The following is an 18,023-nucleotide window of genomic DNA, read 5'->3' on the forward strand; positions in this document are numbered from 1 at the left end:
CGTCCCGCCTTCTCGCGATCTTCACGTCTCCGGCCCGGCATCGGCCCGCCGCCGCCGTCGGCGGACCAGGCGGAAGCCGTCAGCGGACCAGGCGGAAGAACGCCCGGACCTCTTCGACGAACAGTCCCGGCTGCTCCATCGCGGCGAAGTGACCGCCCCGGTCGGGCTCACCCCAGTGCCGGATGTCGGTGAAGCGCCTGGCGGCCCAGCGCCGGGAAGGCCGCGGGTTCTCCTTGGGGAAGACCGAGCATCCGGCCGGCACCGTCACGGTGTCGGTCGCCTCGTCCGTGAAGACGCGCTGGACCTGCCCGAAACTCTCCCAGTACAGCCGCGCGGCGGAGGCCCCGGTCCCGGGCAGCCAGTAGAACATGAGGTTGTCGAGGATCTCGTCGCGGGTGAGCACGTTCTCCGGATGGCCGTCGCAGTCGGTCCAGGACCGGAACTTCTCGACGATCCAGGCGCACAGCAGCGCCGGGGAGTCGACGAGGCCGTACCCGATGGTCTGGGGCCGGGTCGACTGCTCCAGCGAGTAGCCGTCCTCCTGCCGTCCCGCCCGCTCCAGGTCGGCGAGGGCGGCGCGCTCGGCGTCGGTGAGGTCGCCGAACGTGGCCGGGTCCGGAGGCGCGAGGGGCGGGGTGAGATGGATCCCCGCCACGTGGCCCGGATCCCCCCGCCCGATGCTCGCGGTGATGCTGGTGCCCCAGTCGTGGCCCTGCGCTCCGTACCGTTCGTAGCCCAGACGCGCCATCAGCTCGATCCACGCCGCGGCGATCCGCTCGACGCCCCAGCCCCGGCCGGCCGGTTTGTCGCTGAAGCCGTAGCCGGGCGGTGACGGGCACACGACGTGGAAGGCGTCGCGGGCGTCGCCGCCGTGGGCGGGCGGGTCGGTCAGCGGGCCGATCACCTTCAGGAACTCCACGACGGATCCGGGCCAGCCGTGCGTGAGGACGAGCGGCAGCGCGTCGTCGTACGGCGAGCGGACGTGGAGGAAGTGGACGCCGAGCCCGTCGATCACGGTGCGGAACTGCGGCAGGGCGTTCAGACGCCTCTCGGTGGCCCGCCAGTCGTACTCCTCGGCCCAGTAGCGGCACAGGTCCCGCAGGTAGCCGAGGGGCACGCCCTGTGACCAGTCGTCGACGGTCTCCTTCTCCGGCCATCTGGTGCGCGCCAGCCGCTCACGCAGGTCACGCAGGTCGGACTCCGGGATGTCGAGGCGGAACGGGGTCACCGCCCCGATCTCCGCGCCGGTCTCCGTCCCGCCGGCCGCTCCCGTTCCCGCCCGGCTCACCGCGCCGGTCGCCGCTCGGGCTTCCCGGTGGGCCGCCGCGTCGTTCGCCGGGTTCGTCGTCATGTCGCCTCCCTGCCGTGGACGGGTCATCGGTGGACGGGGTCAGGCGCGCGAACGCGCCAGGAGAGGGGGAATCGCGGTGGCGGCCGCCAGGACGGCCGCCAGGGGAAGGACCGCGATGAGGAGGGCGGCCCTCAGGTCCAGGGCCGCCCCGAGTACGGCGATGCCCGTGGGCGCCGCCAGGATCGCGGTGCCGGAGGCGAGCGCGCCGTACGCCGCCGAGCGGGTCGCCGTGAGACCGGGGAGGCCGACGAGCCGGGCGAGCGTGACCGGATAGAGCGGCGCGACCCCGAGCCCGGCCAGCACGAGCCCCGCGGTGACCGGCGCGGGGAGGCCGGTCAGCGCGACGAGGAGCGTGCCGGCCGCCGCGAGCCCGCACCCGGCGGGGATGACGGGAAACCCCCTTCCGGTCAGTCTCGCCGTCACCAGCCGGCCCGCCGCCATTCCGACGAGGAACGCGGCGGCGGCCACGGCGGCCCCGCCGTCGGACAGGCCGGTGTCCCGCAGCCGCGCCACGGCCCAGATCGTGAAGCAGAACTCGATGGACACGGAGGCCACGATGGCGGCCCACGCGCCCGCGGTCCGCCGCGTCCGGCCGCGCGTCCCCGCGTCCGATGCCGGAGCCGGCGCGCCGGACCGGTCGCTCCCCGCCGGGGCCGTGTCACCGGGCCGGACCGCCGGGGACGGGGGTGTCGAGGTGGGGTCACCGCCCGCCGGGGACAGGGGCGCCGAGGGCGGGATCGCCGGGGCGGGATCGTCGTCGCTCGCCGGGGACATCGCGGTGGAGCCGCCGGCGCCCGCCGGGGGCGCCGCGCGCGGCCGGGTGCCGGCGGCCAGGAAGATCAGCGGTGGTACGGCCAGCAGGAGTGCGAGCCGTCCGTCGGCCCCGGCGGCCTCCAGAGCGCCGATGGCGGGCGGGCCGAGGATCGCGCTGACGCTCGCGGCGGCGTTGACGCGGGCCAGTCCGGCGGCCGCGTCCGGGCCGCGGAACAGGGCCGGGGTGACGAGGACGATGCCGGCCGCGCCCAGCCCCAGCAGCAGCGCCCCGGCCGCCGCGACGACCGCGGCCGTCCCGGTCGCCAGGAGGACGGCCCCGGCGGCGGTGACGAGGGCCGCGGCGAAGAGGGCGGGCCGGGGACCGGAGCGCAGGAGCACACCTCCGGCGGCCCCGACGGCGAGCAGGCCGGCCCCGAACGACGACGCCAGCCACGCGAGGCTCTCCGGCGGAGCGCCCAGGTCACCGGCGAGCAGAACCAGGCACGCGCCGAGGCTGTTGACGGTGAAGCCCAGCGTCGCCTGCGCGACCCCGACCTGCCGAAGGTCCAACCGTGACATGGGCTCCCCCTATAAACTCGCCGTACGAGGATAAAGGGAGGCACAGTGTCGACCGCAAGCCCCGCGAGCCGGTCTCTTTCGTTCCACACCCGGAGTTCCCGCTGGCGCGGCGCGCTGGCCGTGCTCGGGGAGATGCGGCGCGAACCCGGTGTCACCCGTGCCGTCGTGGCGGAGCGGCTCGGCCTGAGCAGCGGCTCGGCCACCGAGATCACCGCCCGGCTGCGCGAGCTCGCGCTGCTCGCCGAGACGCCCGCGGCGGCGTCGGGGCGCGGCCGTCCGACCACCGTGCTCGGCCCGCACCCGGACGGGCCCGTCGTCATCGCGGTGGACCTGCGGCAGGAGGACTACCGGTGCGCCGTCGCGACGCTCGACGGCAGGCCCGAGGTGCTGGAGTCCGCGGCCCACGCCGACCGTTCCGCCGACCACGCCGTCGGCGCGGTCGCGCGGGCGGTGCACCGCGCCTGTGACCGCTACGGCGACCGCGTCCGGTTCGTCTCGGTGGCGGTCGCCGCGACCGTGCGGCACGGAAGGGTCACGCAGTCCGCGGCCCTCGGCTGGGACACCGTGGACCTCGGCGCCCTCACCCCGAGCCCGGACGTGCCACTGCTGGTCGGCAACGACGCGACGCTTTCCGGCGTGGCGGAGTCCCGGTACGGCGCCGCCGTCGGCGCGGCCGTGGCCCTGCACGTCACGATCGAGGTGGGCGTCGGCGGCACCCTGATCGTCGACGGCCGTCCCGTCGAGGGGATGACGGGCGCGGGCGGCGAGTTCGGCCACCTCCCGTTCGGCGACCGGGAGCTGCGCTGCCCGTGCGGAGCCCGGGGCTGCTGGGACCTCGCCGTCGACGGCCGGGCCATCGCCCGTCACCTGGGCGCGCCTCCGCCCCGCGATCCGCGCACCTATGCCCAGGCGGCCCTGGCCAGGGCGGCGGAGGACCCCGCCGTCCGATCCGCGGTGAGCCGTGTCGCGGGCGACTTCGCCGGCGGCCTGGCCGGGCTGGTCAACGCCCTCGACCCCGGCGTCGTCACGCTCGGCGGTCTCGCGGGGCCGCTCCGGGCGGCGGCCGCACCGCGGTTCGCCGCCGCTCTGGAGGACGGGCTCATGAGGTTCCGCCGGGCGGATCCGCCGCCCGTGGTCGCCTCCGCGCTCGGCGAGGACGGCGCGTTGCACGGGGCCGCGGCCGTCGCGCTGGACCGGTTCCTCACCGAGGAGGGCCTGGCCGCGTGGGCGTCCACGCGTCACGCGCAGGCGGGAGGGCGCGCAGGCGGGTGACCGCGCCGGACCGGCCGGGGTGGTGCCATGTCCACCCCGGGGACTCGATCCCGCGCCAGTGTGCGGCGGACGCCGCGCCGGTTGGATCGGCGGCATGACAACGACCTCGGTCGACTTCCCCGGCCGCTGGGTGGAGGGCGCCGGGCTCGTCCTCGGGCCGTCCCTGATGCTCGCCGGGGTGCTGCTCCGGGCAGGCTTCGACGGCTTCTTCCCCGAGCAGCTCGCGGCGTTCGCCGGAGACCCCGTCCTGATGACCGCCTCCTACGGCGCCTTCGCGGTGGGGAACGTCCTGCTGTGGCCCGCCGTCATCGCGCTGGTCCGTCGGGTCTGGGCGGTACGGCCGCGGTGGGCGCTGTGGGGCGGCGTGATGGTGCTCTCCGGGTTGTTCGCCCGCTCCATCCACGCCGGGGTCAGCCACCTGGCCTTCCAGCTCGTCGACGTCCAGGGGGTCGAGACGGCGCAGAAGGCGGTGGCCGGCTCCTACGGCGCTTTCCACCCGTTCCACCCGCTGTCTCCGGCGATCTTCTTCGGCTGGATCGTGCTGGCCGCCGGGGCGTGGCGGGCGGGCGTGCTGGGGGTCGCCAGGTCCGCCGCCCTGGCCTCGATGAGCGCCCTGCCGATCGGCGTGCTGAAGGGGACGGGGCCGATGTCGGTCGTCGCCGTCCTCGGGCTGTGCGCGGCGCTGGTGCCGCTGGGGGCCGGTGTCCTGCGGAATGGCCCCGCACCCAGATGGTGGGCCTACCCGCTCGTGCTGGGCGTGGGCGCCGCCGCCGTTCTCCTCGGCATGGCAGGTTAGTTTTCTGCCGCCAAAAACCTGTATTGCCGATTTATGGGATTAAATGGCCGATCGTCCGATCCGGAGCGGGTAGGGAGGGGTGGTCGGAGGAAGGGGGCCACCCGATGAGCGAGCAGGACGACCGGAGAGAGCGCCTGGAGAAGATCGCGCACGAGCACGTGGAGCACCTGTCGGGCGAGACCGCACTGGGCGGCACCGACCCGGCGGCTCGGGGAGAGCGCGTCGCCCGGGAGACCCCGGGCTCGGCACAAGGCGGCGAGGGCCGGGTCCAAGGCGCCGGTGACATGACGGCGACCGGCAACGCTCCCCTGGGCGACCAGAGCACCGGGGGCGAGGCCGCCCGCGAGGCGATCGGCGCGGAACCGGGCGAGTCCGGCGAGATCGAGGACCGCAGCACCGGGGAGGCGTCCCGGGACGAGATGACCGGCGGCCAGGGCGGCGGCTGACCGGCCCGGCCGCGTCGGCGGATCGCCTTCCGGGCGAGGGGCGACGGCCATGGTCACCGCCGCCGCGTCACGGCGGCACCGGAGCGGCTGAGGCTCGGGGACCGTCAAAGGCCGGTTTCCAGATCGATCCTGTTCTTCAGGTCGTCGCCGTAGCCGGCGGGCCAGATGCCGTCGTGCTGCAGCCGACCCGCGACGATGCCGGGTGACACTCCGATCTCACGGGCGAACGCGCGGGCCGCTTCCGGGGATGCGATCGCACGCAGCCGCGGGACATGCTCTTCGGGAATCAGCAGGTCAACCGCGAACCGATTGGCCTCCTCTTCCCTCGGGTCGTCACCGGACCCGCCGTCATCGATCCACGTGCCGCCCTTCCCGTGCAGCAGGATGTGGCCGATCTCGTGAAAGAAGGTGAACCAAAGGTGATCGTCCGTTCCGCGGCGAAGACTCAGCAGGAGCATGACCTTGTCACCGGACACCCATCGTGTCGCTCCACTGACGCACGCGCCGTCGAACTCTCTGACGAAGACCACCGCGACCCCGTACCGCACGCAGACATCCCGCATCATCGACGCGGCCAGTTCGGGGGGCCGAGTGGTCAGCCCCCGTAGACGAGGCAGCGCACGCCGAAGACCCGGAGCGTCGAACGACCCGCATTCGATGCCGTGCGCCGCGAGCTCTCCCAGCCGAAGCCAGACGGCGACCGCACCCGGACGGGTCACGGAAGGCTCCGCCCTGCGGAAGGCAGCGGCCGGCCGCTCGTACAGTTCGCGCCATGTCGTCAGATGCGCGACTCCGAAGAAGGCGAGGAGTTGCTGCACCCGGGAGATCTCATCCGTCGGTTCCTCGGGGAGGATCCCCCGGACCACCAGTTCGCGAACCGGTATCTCGTCCAGCCAGGGGACCGCTTCCAGCAACTCGCCTTCCAGCCTGAGCCGCTGCAGGGCGGACTGATAGTCCGCTTCCAGGCGGTTCCAGAGCCTGGCGGGCATGCCGGTCACGAGCTCCAGCCGCTGCGCGATCTCGTGACTCAGCGGCACCAGTCCCTGGACCAGCCTGTTGAGGTGCTTGGCGCTGAGTCCGAGCCTGGCCGCCAGCTCCCGCTGGGTCATGCCGAGCTCGTCGAGGTATTCGCGGATCGTCTCCCCCGGCGGCACGGCGTAGTCGGGGGCGCCAGAAGGATGGAACTCGGTCGCCGACGTCATCTTCCACGCTCCTTTCGCGCTTGGTGGTTCATCCGTGGTAGTCGACGATCTCTATGACCAGCGCGGCTTCTTCTTCAGCCAACCCCTGGTCGGCCTTCTCCTTGGGCGTCATGAGCCGGAACACGAGACGCCAGCCCCGATGAAGGTCCATCGCGTGGCACCCCGCGTAGCTCCCACGCAGGGGATGGCAGCGTCCCGGCATGCCGAAGAGGTCGTCAAGGGTGTCCGCGACGCGGAGGGCCTGCAGCCGCTGCCTGAGCTTACGGGCCCCCTCGGCACCGTAGGCCGCACGCATCTCCCGGTCCGACCGGCACAGGAGCTGGAGACGACGGTCCGCATAGAACACCTCCAACCCGCTGGTCTCCTCTGAGTATTAACCAACTTGGTAAACGAGGAACTCCCCTTGCGGACAAGATAACGTCACCGGCCGTGCCCGGCGATCCGTTCACCCAAGGCGGAGAGGTCCTTTTTCACGGTGCGTGTCCGGGGAGGACCCATCGGGCCTTCGCCGGCAACCGCCGGTGATCCAGGATGCATGTGCGCGAAGCCTGGTCCGCGGCCTGACCGGCAGGCGTTATCGTCGCATCCTCTCAACCGGCATCCGTCTCACACAGGCGGAGCTGCCGCCCGCACTCGTCGGCCAGCCGGGGGTACGCGCGGGCGATGGCCTCGTAGGTCCGCCGCCTGAGCAGGCGCGTCGCCTCCGCGCGGCCGACCCTGCCGGACAGTTCCTCCAGGGCGCCGTCATAGACGGTGAGTTCGCGACGGAGGTAGTTGACCGCCCACCTCCGCAGGGTCGGCCCATCGACGTCCGCCACCCGTGCGGGGTCCGGAATGTGATCGAGCCGGTGCCCGGCCCGCTCCGCGTCTCGGTGGTTGCGGTGGTCGACCGCCTTGCGCGTCAGCGCGTCCCACGAGAGGACCGGAACCATGATCGGTATGGCGGCGAGGGCGGCGAAGGTTTCACCGCGCCTGCGTTCCGCTGCGAGCAGGGCCGTGCGGGATCTCCGCTCAGCCCTGTCGCGCAGCGCGGTGAACGCCTCCGTCTCCTCGGCGAGGACCACTCTCTCCACCTCGTACAGCCGCGCCGGCGCCGCGGAACGGAAGACGGGGTTGGGAGCCAGCCGGTCGGGCGGATCGAGAAGCGCCCGGATCATGGACGGGCTCCAGCCGCGCTCCCGCAGCTCTGCGGCCGTGAAGTGCCCGTTCATCGCGATTTTCCTCCTGTCACGAGGGACAGGATGGCCGGTCACGGGAGGTGGCTTCAGAGCCGAATCACGTTCTGTGGACAACCTCCGTCATCGACCCGCCGGCCGTCATGAACCAGGGGTCACTGAGCGGCGGCGCGGTCCGCGAGCGGGCGGCGGCGCCGTGCGGCGTCGGTCAGCGCGACCGGACGCCAGGCGCCGTCCGGCTGGTAGACGTCGGTTCCCGGCGGGACGATCTCGTCGATCCTGTCGAGGGTCGCGTCGTCGAGCGTGAGCGTGGCGCCCTTCAGCGACGCCTCCAGCTGCTCCATCGTCCGCGGCCCGAGGATCACCGAGGTGACGCCGGGGTGTGCCGCGGCGAAGGCCACGGCCAGTTCGGGCAGCGAGCAGCCGACGTCACCGGCGACCTCGATGAGCCGTTCCACGACGGCCAGCTTGGCGGCGTTCACCGGAAGAGAGGGGTCGAAGCGCGCCGGCATCAGCGCGGCGCGGCCGGTGGCGAGATCGATGGACCGGCCCGCCCGGTACTTGCCGGTCAGGAACCCCCAGGCCAGCGGGCTCCATGTCAGCACGCCCATCCCCAGTCGCCGGCAGACCGGCAGCACGGAGGTCTCCACGCCCCGGGCCAGCAACGAGTACGGCGGCTGCTCGGTCCTGAAGCGCAGCAGGCCCCGGCGCTCGGCCACGTGGTACGCCTCGACGATCTCGTCGGCCGGGAAGGTGGAGCAGCCGAAGGCGCGGATCTTCCCCTGGTGGACGAGGTCGCTCAGCGCGGAGAGCGTCTCCTCGACGTCGGTCGTGTGGTCGGGGCGGTGGACCTGATAAAGGTCGATCCAGTCGGTCCCCAGACGCCGGAGGCTGTCCTCGACCGCCCGGAAGATCCACCGCCGGGAGTTGCCGCCTCTGTTGGGCCCTTCGCCCATCGGGAAGTGCACCTTGGTGGCGAGCACGACGTCGTCACGACGGCCGCGCAGCGCCTTCCCCACGATCTCCTCCGACTCCCCCGCCGAGTACATGTCCGCGGTGTCGACGAAGTTGATCCCCCGATCGAGGGCCGCGTGGACGATGCGGACGCACTCGTCGTGATCGGGATTGCCGACGGCGCCGAACATCATGGTGCCGAGGCAGTGGGCGCTCACCTCGATGCCGGTGCCGCCGAGGACTCGATAGCGCATGCCGGGGCTCCCTGGAGATCGGAAATGGGGGATCGCGAAGTGGACCCTAGGTCCTGGAGCGCGCTCCATGGCAAATTCCTCGTGAAGGCGCACCCCGAGACCTCGGGTCGCCGCGTCCCGGGAGTGATGCTCGTACTTTCCACCGGTCCCGGAAGATCAGCGGGTGCGACGGCGCACCGGTGGGCATGGAGGCTTCGCGCCTCCACGCGAGAGGTGATCGGTAACGGCTGGGCTACTTACCCATATACCGGCCTTTCCGGACGGCAAGCTGAAAGACGTGCCGACTTCCCCTGATTCATCGCGGCCCCCCGCCCGTCTCTCCTCGGGTTCCGCCGACGCGAGTCGGGTCGTGGCCGCCGTCGCCGCGCTCATCTCGATCCTGCTGGCCGGCACAGGACTCATCGGCTCCGTCACCGGTCTGTCCCCGATCACGTCCGAGACCTCGGACGCATCGGGCAACGGCGTCAGTCTGGCCGGTGCGTTGATCAGTCTGGCCGGTCTGGCCGGTCTGGCGATCAGCGCCGCCGCCCTGCTGCGGATACGCAAGCGGGTACTGCAGGCCGAGCACCCGGACGCGTTGTCCGCCCAGACCGATCTCGCCTACCAGATGATGGAGGCCGGGGACACCGCCGGGGCGCGCGACCGGCTGGCCGCCCTGCTGCCGGTGTACGAACGGGTCATGGGCGCCGAGCACCCTGACACGCTGGCCGCCCGGGGCAACCTCGCCGCCCTGACGGGACAGATGGGAGACGCGGCCACCGCCCGCGAACAACTCACCGCCCTCCTGCCATCACTGGAACAGGTCCTGGGAGCGGAAGACCCGAACACACTCGCCTTCCAGAGTCGTCTTGCCCATTGGACAGGGAAAGCAGGGGACGCGGCCACCGCCCGCGAACAACTCACCGCCCTCCTGCCGACATATGAGCGAACCCTGGGCGCCGAACATCCCGACGCACTGAGCGTCCGGCACGACCTCGCCGTCTGGACGGGAGAGGCGGGCGATCCGGCCACCGCCCGCGACCGGCTGGCCGCCCTCCTGCCGATACGCGAACGAACCCTGGGCGCCGAACATCCCGACACACTGAGCGTCCATCACAGTCTCGCCGTCTGGACGGCAGAGGCAGGAGATCCGGTCACCGCCCGCGACCAGTACGCCGCCCTGCTGCCGGCATACGAACGGGTACGGGGCGCCGAACATCCGGACACGCTGAGCACCCGGCACGATCTCGCCCACTGGACGGGAGAGGCGGGCGATCCGGCCACCGCCCGCGACCGGCTCGCCGCCCTGATACCGGTGCTGGAACGGGTCCAAGGGGCCGAGCATCCGCACACGTTGTCCCTGCTCGACAACTTCGCCTGCATGACGGGGAAAGCGGGTGACGCGGCCGGGGCGCGCGACCGGCTGGCCGCCCTGCTGCCGGTGTACGAACGGGTCATGGGCGCCGAACATTTCGGCACACTGAGCGTCCGGCACGACCTCGCCGTCTGGATGGGAGAGGCGGGCGATCCTGTCACCGCCCGCGACCGGCTGGCCGCCCTGCTTCCCGTCCAGGAGCGGGTGCTGGGCATCGGGCACCCGGACACGCTGGACACCCGGCGCCACCTCACCCGGTGGGCGGAGGCCTCCGGGCGGGGATCCGGAGACGGTGGATGATCTCTGCGCCGGACGCTCTGCGGTTCAGGACCGGTCCGTTCGTCCGGGGAGCGATCCGGTATCGGGAATGGCCTGTGGCGTCCGCGCCCGAGGCTGAGGGCATCCGGAAGTTCTCCGTTCCCGGGGCGTCGCGATCCGTTCCGGCCCAGGCTCGCCGGCGTCCTTCCGCCGGCATCGGAAACAGGAATCCCGGGTCGATCCCACCGGGATCAACCCGGTGACAGGAATCGCAGCCATAGCCGGATGGCGCGCCACGGTTCGATTCTTCCGTACGGGATCGGAGAATCCGGCCGGCTTGATGCCGAACGATTCTCGGACCGGTTCACCGTACCCTTTTCTTATCAGGGAACGACGAACGATCGCGCCCGGCGGCCACGGCGTTTCTCGCACGGCGGGATCCGGAACAATGGCCCGTCGTACAGACCGAACAAATCGACGACGCGATGAAGATACAATTTTTCGGTTTCCTGCGCAATGCCTTTCAGCTCAGGCTGAAAGGCCCAGGTGGTCGCCGGGCCGCCGCGGCTCCGGGGTTCGCGGGGCCTCGCATTCCTACGGGCGTCCCGCGGCCGTGCGCCGGCGCGGGACGCCCGCAGACGCGACCCGGTGATCCACCGGATCGTTCGAAGAAGAGGTCACACGGACTGCCAGAGCGCCGGGACGTTCGGCGGCTCCCAGCCGGTCAACGCGGTGTGCGGCTGGACGCACCGGTAGGTGCGCCCGCCGTAAGTGACCAGGTCACCGGCCTTATAGGATGTTCCGGCCGTCCAGGCGCCGCCCGGAGTCGCCGTGGGAGTGGGCGTGGAGGTCGGGGTGGCGGTCGGCGTGGGTGTCGGAGTCACCGAGGGAGTCGGCGTGGGGGTCGGGCTGGGGCTCGGGCCGCCGGGACCCACCTGAAGGTCGACGCAGTTGTAGAAGGCGTTCTCGGTGTCTGCGATGTTCCAGATCGCCAGCAGCTTGATCCGGCCGGTCCGGCCGCCCAGGTTCACCGTGTGCGTGACGACCGACGGAGGCTGCTTGCCGCGGTCGTTGATGACCGCGATCCGCTCGTTGCCGATGTAGTACTCCCACGTGCTGGTGGCGTGGCGGGCCTCGATCAGCCACTTGAAGGTGACCGTGTCCCCGACCGCGGTGGCGGGCCAGGGCTTGCTGTCATCGTCGAGAGGCGCCCACCGGGGGTCTCCGGCGCTGCAGTTGCGCTGGCCCTTGGGCCCCTCGACGCTCTGCGGCTCCCAGATGATCGGTCCGCAGTTGGGGACCTTGCCGGCGGCACACCACGCCTGCCGGCTCGGCGGGTCCGAGATGTAGCCGTGGGCCGACGCGGGCGAGGCGATCACCACCACCGTCGTGGCGGCGACGACCAGCGCCGCCAGGGGTGCTAACAGTTTCCGCATGTCACGCTTCCTCTGTTGGGGGGCAGTGACGCTAATATAAAAGAAAGTTTACTAACAATAAACCCCATGGTGGAATCCTGACACCGACGGGTGTCAGGAAGGAGATCATCCTGGACCAGGCCCGAAGCGCCGATCGCCCGGCATCACGCCGGGCCGTCAGCGATCCGGTCCCGGAATCGTGCCGACGTCACGGGTGCCGGGACACCGGGACAGGGTCCGAGGCGAACTGGCAGCGGGGCATGTTCGGCGGCGGATGGGCGGAGACGTCGACGCGTTCGGCCCTGGCGAACCCCCACCCCTCCCATCGCTCGCTGCCCGGCTCCGAACGGTCCCCCTGCGTGTAGTACCAGATCGTCGCCTCACCGCCCTGGACACGTCCGAGCTCCCAGCAGACGAACCAGCTCCTCTGTGTTTCCAGGGTCCCTATCCTCTCCGTGCCGTCCACGGTGAGATAGAGCGGCGTATTGGGCAGGTTGGGACACACGAAGTCCCTGGTCCACACGTCGCGCTCGTGTCCGGGGTCGGTGTGCTTGGCTCCACCGCGCTCGGTGCAGGACCTCGCGCTCTCCGCGTCGGCCCCGAAGGGGTCGCCCAGACGCCAGACCAGGATCACGCCCATGACCAGGAGCACCAGCACCGCCGCCAACGGCCGTGCGCGGTTCCGCCACGGGACCGGCCGGCGCCCACGCGTGTTCCCCGCCGGAACCGGCGGATCCGATGCGCCGGACGGACCCGGCGGATCCAACGGGCCCGATGGGTCCGACGAGTCCGGCGGCGCGGGGAGAGGTCGCTTCGGTGACGTCAGACGGTCATCCGGCCGCTCGGTGGGCTGCTGCCGTACGGGTTCGGTTTCGGGGATCTGAGCGGTCTGCGCCCACACCCATCTCCGGTGGAGTTCGAGGATCTGCGCCTGGCTCGCCTGACATTCCTTGGCGAACTGCTCCAGAAGCGTGAAGTTCGACGGGACACCCTCTCCCGAGCAGTAACGGTGGAGAGTGGATTTGCTGATACCGAGCCGCCTGGCGAGAGCGTCGTAACTGCGGCCGGTCTTTTCCTTCATATGGCGTAGATGCGTGGCCAGATCTGCGACGGCGGATGGCTCTGACAACTCTTACTCCTTGAGTTGCAGCCCGATCTTGACCACCGAAGGGTAACGCGGAACCAGCCGAATCTCCCGCCCGAATCCCATTACGGTCCCATTGCGTGTGGGATTCCGCTGGTCAAAGCGTCCCATCGTCCCATCCTTCCCATGCCGTCCCAGATCTCTTGCCTCAAGGTGACTCGCCGGTAATGGTGAGGACCGCCGGGCCGGCCAAGATCCTCAACCGGGCCCACCCCCACCGGTCCCAAGGACCACCGAACCTCAGGAGACGCATGAGCATGCCTCCGTTCGTTCCCTCGCGCTCCAGGCACCAGGGAACGGCGCGCCCCCTGCCGGTGAGAGCGGCGGCCGCCGCCGCTCTCACCCTCCTCCTCGGCGGTCTGCCGAGCCTTCCGGCGCACGGCGCGACCTCGGCGGGCGCCTCCGCCCGGCAGGCCGCGCTGGCCGCGCCGAATCTGCAGTTGCCCTTCCCCTGCGGGCAGAAGTGGCGGCTGGACACCTGGGCTCATGCCCCCGCCCTGGACATGGTCAAAGAGCCCGACCAGACCGGCACCGAAGGAGCGACCCTCGTCGCCCCGGCCGCCGGGACGGTGAACAAGTCCTTCTACCACAGCAACGCCGGCAACGTGATCCAGATCGACCACGGCGGCGGCTACTACACCACCTACCTGCACCTGCAGTCCCGCACCGTCTCCGTCGGGGCGAAAGTGAGCATGGGCACCACGATCGGCAAGGTCGGCCGCACCGGACCCACCTCCAACGACCACCCCCACCTCCACTTCGAACTCGGCTACGACGCCAACGGCGACGGAGAGGCCTCCTGGGGCTTCGCCGGCTCCGAACGCGTCAAACCCACCTTCAACGGCGTCACCTACGGCTCATCGAACAGCCAGACCTGGCGCAACGTCACCAGCGACAACTGCGGCGCCGAACCGAGCTCGCCCGCGGCTCCGGCGATGATGCGTGACGACGGCGACGGGACCATGACCATCTGGCGCTGGTCCTCCAACGGCTCCTCCTTCGCCCACGGCACCGACTACGAATCCGGCCCGTGGACGATGAGCCAGGTCGGCAACCGGGTGGCCTCCGGCGACGTGGACGGAGACGGCCACGACGACATCGTCACCGCCTACCAAAACCCCGACAACACCTTCAGCTACCACGTCTGGAAGAACGGCACCAGCTACGCCGGCAAGTGGTACACCTCCGGCAACTACTCCCTCGACCCCGTCGCCGACCGCCTCGTCGTCGGTGACTTCGACGGCAACGGCAAAGCCGAACCCGCCATGATGCGCGACGACGGCGACGGCACCATGACCATCTGGCGCTGGAACTCCAACGGCACCTCCTTCACCCACGGCACCGACTACGAATCCGGCCCCTGGACCATGAACCAGACCGGCAACCGCATCGCCTCCGCAGACGTCGACGCAGACGGCCACGACGACATCGTCGCCGCCTACCAAAACCCCGACAACACCTTCAGCTACCACGTCTGGAAGAACGGCACCAGCTACGCCGGCAAGTGGTACACCTCCGGCAACTACTCCCTCGACCCCGTCGCCGACCGCCTCGTCGTCGGTGACTTCGACGGCAACGGCAAAGCCGAACCCGCCATGATGCGCGACGACGGCGACGGCACCATGACCATCTGGCGCTGGACCTCCAACGGCACCTCCTTCACCCACGGCACCGACTACGAATCCGGCCCCTGGACCATGAACCAGACCGGCAACCGCATCGCCTCCGCAGACGTCGACGGAGACGGCCACGACGACATCGTCACCGCCTACCAGAACCCCGACAACACCTTCAGCTACCACGTCTGGAAGAACGGCACCGCCTACGCCGGCAAGTGGTACACCTCCGGCAACTACTCCCTCGACCCCGTCGCCGACCGCCTCATCCTCGGCAGTTGGTGACCGACGCATCCGCAACGCGCGAGCTGTCCTGCCGCTCCGCTCTCAGAGCCGAACGAAGTCGGCGATCCCCTCTCCCTGTCGCAGGCAGAAAAGAGAAGAGTCTTGCGAGCATCGACGTCGTCAGTTCTCCGTACCGGGGCCGCCGCCCTCATCGGTGCGGTCGTCCTGACCACCGCACCGGCCGCCGCCTCGGCCGCCCGGGATCCGAGCCCGGTGCCGACGACTCCTCCGTCCGAGGCGTCGGCGGCGCAGGCGTACCAGTCCGTGCCCTGTGACCCGAACGGCACCACGAGCGCGGACGCCGCCCTTGCCACTCAGCTGAACAGCCGGTTGCAGGCCGACATGCGCGGTTACATGAACGCGTACCGCACCTCCTGCGCCCGGATGGTGGTCAACGCGGTGAAGGCCCGGGGCCTGGCCTCGCGGGCCGCGGTGATCGCCGTCTCGACGGTGATCGTGGAGACCCACCTGCAGAACATCAGCGTCGAAGTCGACCACGACAGCCTGGGACTGTTCCAGCAGCGGGCGTCGTGGGGCAGCCGGGAGCAGCGGCTGAACCCCACGTGGGCCACCAACGCCTTCCTCGACAAGATGCTCCGGGAATACCCGAACGGCTCCTGGATGACGGCCCCGATCGGCGAGGTCTGTCAGAACGTGCAGGTGTCGGCCTATCCCGACAAGTACCAGAAGCAGGCCGGCGACGCCCAGATCATCGTCAACGCGCTGTGGGGGACGTCCTCGCGCAGTGCTCCGGCGATGATGCGTGACGACGGCGACGGGACCATGACCATCTGGCGCTGGTCCTCCAACGGCACCTCCTTCACCCACGGCACCGACTACGAATCCGGCCCGTGGACGATGAGCCAGGCCGGCAACCGGGTGGCCTCCGGCGACGTGGACGGAGACGGCCACGACGACATCGTCACCGCCTACCAGAACCCCGACAACACCTTCAGCTACCACGTCTGGAAGAACGGCACCAGCTACGCCGGCAAGTGGTACACCTCCGGCAACTACTCCCTCGACCCCGTCGCCGACCGCCTCGTCCTGGGCGACTTCGACGGCAACGGCAAAGCCGAACCCGCCATGATGCGCGACGACGGCGACGGCACCATGACCATCTGGCGCTGGAACTCCAACGGCACCTCCTTCACCCACGGCACCGACTACGAATCCGGCCCCTGGACCATGAACCAGACCGGCAACCGCATCGCCTCCGCAGACGTCGACGGAGACGGCCACGACGACATCGTCGCCGCCTATCAGAACCCCGACAACACCTTCAGCTACCACGTCTGGAAGAACGGCACCAGCTACGCCGGCAAGTGGTACACCTCCGGCAACTACTCCCTCGACCCCGTCGCCGACCGCCTCGTCGTCGGTGACTTCGACGGCAACGGCAAAGCCGAACCCGCCATGATGCGCGACGACGGCGACGGCACCATGACCATCTGGCGCTGGACCTCCAACGGCACCTCCTTCACCCACGGCACCGACTACGAATCCGGCCCCTGGACCATGAACCAGACCGGCAACCGGGTGGCCTCCGGCGACGTGGACGGAGACGGCCACGACGACATCGTCACCGCCTACCAGAACCCCGACAACACCTTCAGCTACCACGTCTGGAAGAACGGCACCAGCTACGCCGGCAAGTGGTACACCTCCGGCAACTACTCCCTCGACCCCGTCGCCGACCGCCTCGTCCTCGGCAAGTGGTAGTCCCGTTCCCCCGACGTGGTGGGTCGCGCCCGTCATGTGCTTGGGCGCAGCCCCTCATCCCCCACCGATTCCCGGCGGACACGGCCGAATCGCGGCCCGGCGTCCCGCTCGAAACAAGGAGAAAGACATGAAGAGACTTGTCGCGGTGCTCGCCACCGTGGCTTCCGCCCTGGCCGGGTTCGCCCTGCAGACCCCGGCGCGCGCGAGTACGCCGACCCTCTTCGGGGCGTCGGTCCACCAGGTCTCGGGGCAGACGTTCCCCCAGGCGCTGGCGGCCGCCGACACGCGGTACGGCACGCTGCCGATCGTCCGGGCCTTCTACTCGGGCGCCCCCGCCGGGTGGACCGACGCGAAGCTCAACACCCCGGGTCGCTCGACCGTGGTGTCCTTCAAGTACGACGCGGACGCCGTGCTGGCGGGTACGGCGGACGCCTATCTGCGCTCGTGGTTCGCGAGCGCGCCCCGGGACCGGGACGTCTTCTGGTGCTTCTACCACGAGCCGGAGGAGAACATCAGGAACGGTGAGTTCACCGCGGCGGCGTACCGGGCCGCGTGGCAGCGCATCGCCCGCCTCGCGGACGAGGCCGGCAACCCGCGCCTGTTCGCCACCACGATCCTGATGGACTGGACGCTGGACCCGAAGAGCGGGCGGAACTGGCGCGACTACTACCCCGGCTCCGCGTACGTGGACGTGATGGCGTGGGACGTCTACAACTTCGACATGGCGAAGTCGGAGACCATGGCCCAGCACAACGCGAAGCGGCCGGGTCTCGAGGTGGCCCGCTCGGAGGGTAAGCCGTACGCGGTGGCCGAGCTGGGCCTCGACGACCACGCGAACCGTCCGGCGATGCTGCGGGAGGTCGCCAGGTGGCTGCGGGGTACGGCGGAGGCGCGCTTCGTCACGTACTTCGACGCGGCGGGATGGCCGGAGTACGACCTGATCGGCGACACCGGGAGCATCCAGGCGTGGCGTGAGGCGGTGACCGGGACGCTGTTCTCCGGAACCCCGGTGATGACCACGTCCGCCGGACCCGCGGCGCCGACGGCCACGAAGATCCAGTGGACGACCCGGGTCGACCCGGCGCGGCACTCCGGCTGGGTCTCCTGCGCCTCCTGGCGCACCGACGGCTCGGACTTCGCCGAGGGGCCGCGGCGGGCCGTCTCCGGGAACCCCGAGACGATCACGTGTGACCGGGACGGCCTGCAGCCGAAGACGTCGTACCAGACCAGGCTCAAGTGGTGGGACGCCCAGTCGGGCGGATCCGTCCTCTACAAGAGCGACGCCGTCGGCCAGGTCACGGCCGCGGCGTGACCGGGAGGGGGGGCCCCCCCCGCGGGCCCCCCCCCCCCGGGGGCCCGGGGCCCCCCCCCCCCCGTTGGAGGGGTCCACCCGGAGACGGGGGCCCCGCCCCGCCCCGGGCTGCGGGCGGGTTACGGCCCCGGCGGC

The 18,023-nt window shown here is 70.9% G+C and carries 15 protein-coding genes and 1 pseudogene; 7 read left to right on the forward strand and 9 right to left on the reverse strand.

The features are described 5' to 3' along the window. Positions 1–79 precede the first annotated feature (79 nt). Entirely contained in the window at positions 80–1,351 is a 1,272-nt protein-coding gene (locus tag ACZ6W9_RS18850; protein ID WP_389970535.1) for an epoxide hydrolase family protein, read from the reverse strand. 39 nt (positions 1,352–1,390) lie between these two features. Beyond that, positions 1,391–2,683, reverse strand: coding sequence for a hypothetical protein (locus tag ACZ6W9_RS18855; protein WP_389970532.1), 1,293 nt, complete (start codon positions 2,681–2,683; stop codon positions 1,391–1,393). Between the two features lie 45 nt (positions 2,684–2,728). Here ACZ6W9_RS18855 and ACZ6W9_RS18860 point away from each other — a divergent pair, with 45 nt between their 5' ends. The 3 genes from ACZ6W9_RS18860 to ACZ6W9_RS18870 all read left to right on the forward strand — a co-directional run bounded on the left by ACZ6W9_RS18860 (position 2,729) and on the right by ACZ6W9_RS18870 (position 5,197). Next, positions 2,729–3,955, forward strand: coding sequence for an ROK family transcriptional regulator (locus ACZ6W9_RS18860; protein WP_389970529.1), 1,227 nt, complete (start codon positions 2,729–2,731; stop codon positions 3,953–3,955). 94 nt (positions 3,956–4,049) lie between these two features. Then, positions 4,050–4,751 carry a hypothetical protein gene (locus ACZ6W9_RS18865; protein ID WP_470118806.1) on the forward strand — a complete coding sequence of 234 codons (702 nt, stop codon included), beginning with the start codon at positions 4,050–4,052 and terminating at the stop codon, positions 4,749–4,751. A gap of 104 nt (positions 4,752–4,855) precedes the next feature. After that, positions 4,856–5,197: a hypothetical protein gene (locus ACZ6W9_RS18870; protein ID WP_389970520.1), complete on the forward strand. Its 342-nt coding sequence runs from the start codon at positions 4,856–4,858 to the stop codon at positions 5,195–5,197. Positions 5,198–5,301: 104 nt separating this feature from the next. On the opposite strand, the gene ACZ6W9_RS18875 is transcribed toward ACZ6W9_RS18870, so the two are convergent. From ACZ6W9_RS18875 to ACZ6W9_RS18890, 4 genes are all read right to left on the reverse strand, one after another. Beyond that, positions 5,302–6,399, reverse strand: a complete 1,098-nt coding sequence (locus ACZ6W9_RS18875) for an ImmA/IrrE family metallo-endopeptidase (protein WP_470118808.1) — start codon at positions 6,397–6,399, stop codon at positions 5,302–5,304. 28 nt (positions 6,400–6,427) lie between these two features. Further along, entirely contained in the window at positions 6,428–6,751 is a 324-nt protein-coding gene (locus tag ACZ6W9_RS18880) for a type II toxin-antitoxin system RelE/ParE family toxin (protein WP_389970514.1), read from the reverse strand. A 238-nt stretch (positions 6,752–6,989) separates the two neighbouring features. Further along, a complete protein-coding gene (locus tag ACZ6W9_RS18885; RefSeq protein ID WP_470118810.1) occupies positions 6,990–7,610 on the reverse strand; it encodes a hypothetical protein in 621 nt (206 codons plus the stop codon). 119 nt (positions 7,611–7,729) lie between these two features. Continuing rightward, positions 7,730–8,782 carry an aldo/keto reductase gene (locus ACZ6W9_RS18890; RefSeq protein ID WP_389970508.1) on the reverse strand — a complete coding sequence of 351 codons (1,053 nt, stop codon included), beginning with the start codon at positions 8,780–8,782 and terminating at the stop codon, positions 7,730–7,732. A gap of 349 nt (positions 8,783–9,131) precedes the next feature. Here ACZ6W9_RS18890 and ACZ6W9_RS18895 point away from each other — a divergent pair, with 349 nt between their 5' ends. Further along, positions 9,132–10,436, forward strand: coding sequence for a tetratricopeptide repeat protein (locus ACZ6W9_RS18895; RefSeq protein WP_470118812.1), 1,305 nt, complete (start codon positions 9,132–9,134; stop codon positions 10,434–10,436). A 635-nt stretch (positions 10,437–11,071) separates the two neighbouring features. Here ACZ6W9_RS18895 and ACZ6W9_RS18900 read toward each other — a convergent pair. The 3 genes and pseudogenes from ACZ6W9_RS18900 to ACZ6W9_RS18910 all read right to left on the reverse strand — a co-directional run. After that, positions 11,072–11,830 (reverse strand): lytic polysaccharide monooxygenase, encoded by a 759-nt coding sequence (locus ACZ6W9_RS18900; protein WP_470118813.1) that lies wholly within the window; start codon positions 11,828–11,830, stop codon positions 11,072–11,074. Between the two features lie 187 nt (positions 11,831–12,017). After that, positions 12,018–12,467: a hypothetical protein gene (locus tag ACZ6W9_RS18905; protein WP_389970627.1), complete on the reverse strand. Its 450-nt coding sequence runs from the start codon at positions 12,465–12,467 to the stop codon at positions 12,018–12,020. 270 nt (positions 12,468–12,737) lie between these two features. Then, positions 12,738–12,938: pseudogene (locus ACZ6W9_RS18910) on the reverse strand (helix-turn-helix domain-containing protein); the annotation flags it as partial. A gap of 266 nt (positions 12,939–13,204) precedes the next feature. Here ACZ6W9_RS18910 and ACZ6W9_RS18915 point away from each other — a divergent pair. The 3 genes from ACZ6W9_RS18915 (at position 13,205) to ACZ6W9_RS18925 (ending at position 17,888) form a co-directional block, all read left to right on the forward strand. Beyond that, positions 13,205–14,854 carry a VCBS repeat domain-containing M23 family metallopeptidase gene (locus ACZ6W9_RS18915; RefSeq protein WP_470118815.1) on the forward strand — a complete coding sequence of 550 codons (1,650 nt, stop codon included), beginning with the start codon at positions 13,205–13,207 and terminating at the stop codon, positions 14,852–14,854. Positions 14,855–14,956: 102 nt separating this feature from the next. Then, positions 14,957–16,576 (forward strand): FG-GAP repeat domain-containing protein, encoded by a 1,620-nt coding sequence (locus tag ACZ6W9_RS18920; RefSeq protein ID WP_470118816.1) that lies wholly within the window; start codon positions 14,957–14,959, stop codon positions 16,574–16,576. A gap of 127 nt (positions 16,577–16,703) precedes the next feature. Continuing rightward, a complete protein-coding gene (locus ACZ6W9_RS18925; RefSeq protein ID WP_470118818.1) occupies positions 16,704–17,888 on the forward strand; it encodes a glycoside hydrolase family 26 protein in 1,185 nt (394 codons plus the stop codon). Positions 17,889–18,023 lie beyond the last annotated feature (135 nt).

Source organism: Streptosporangium sp. NPDC053982, assembly GCF_055585205.1.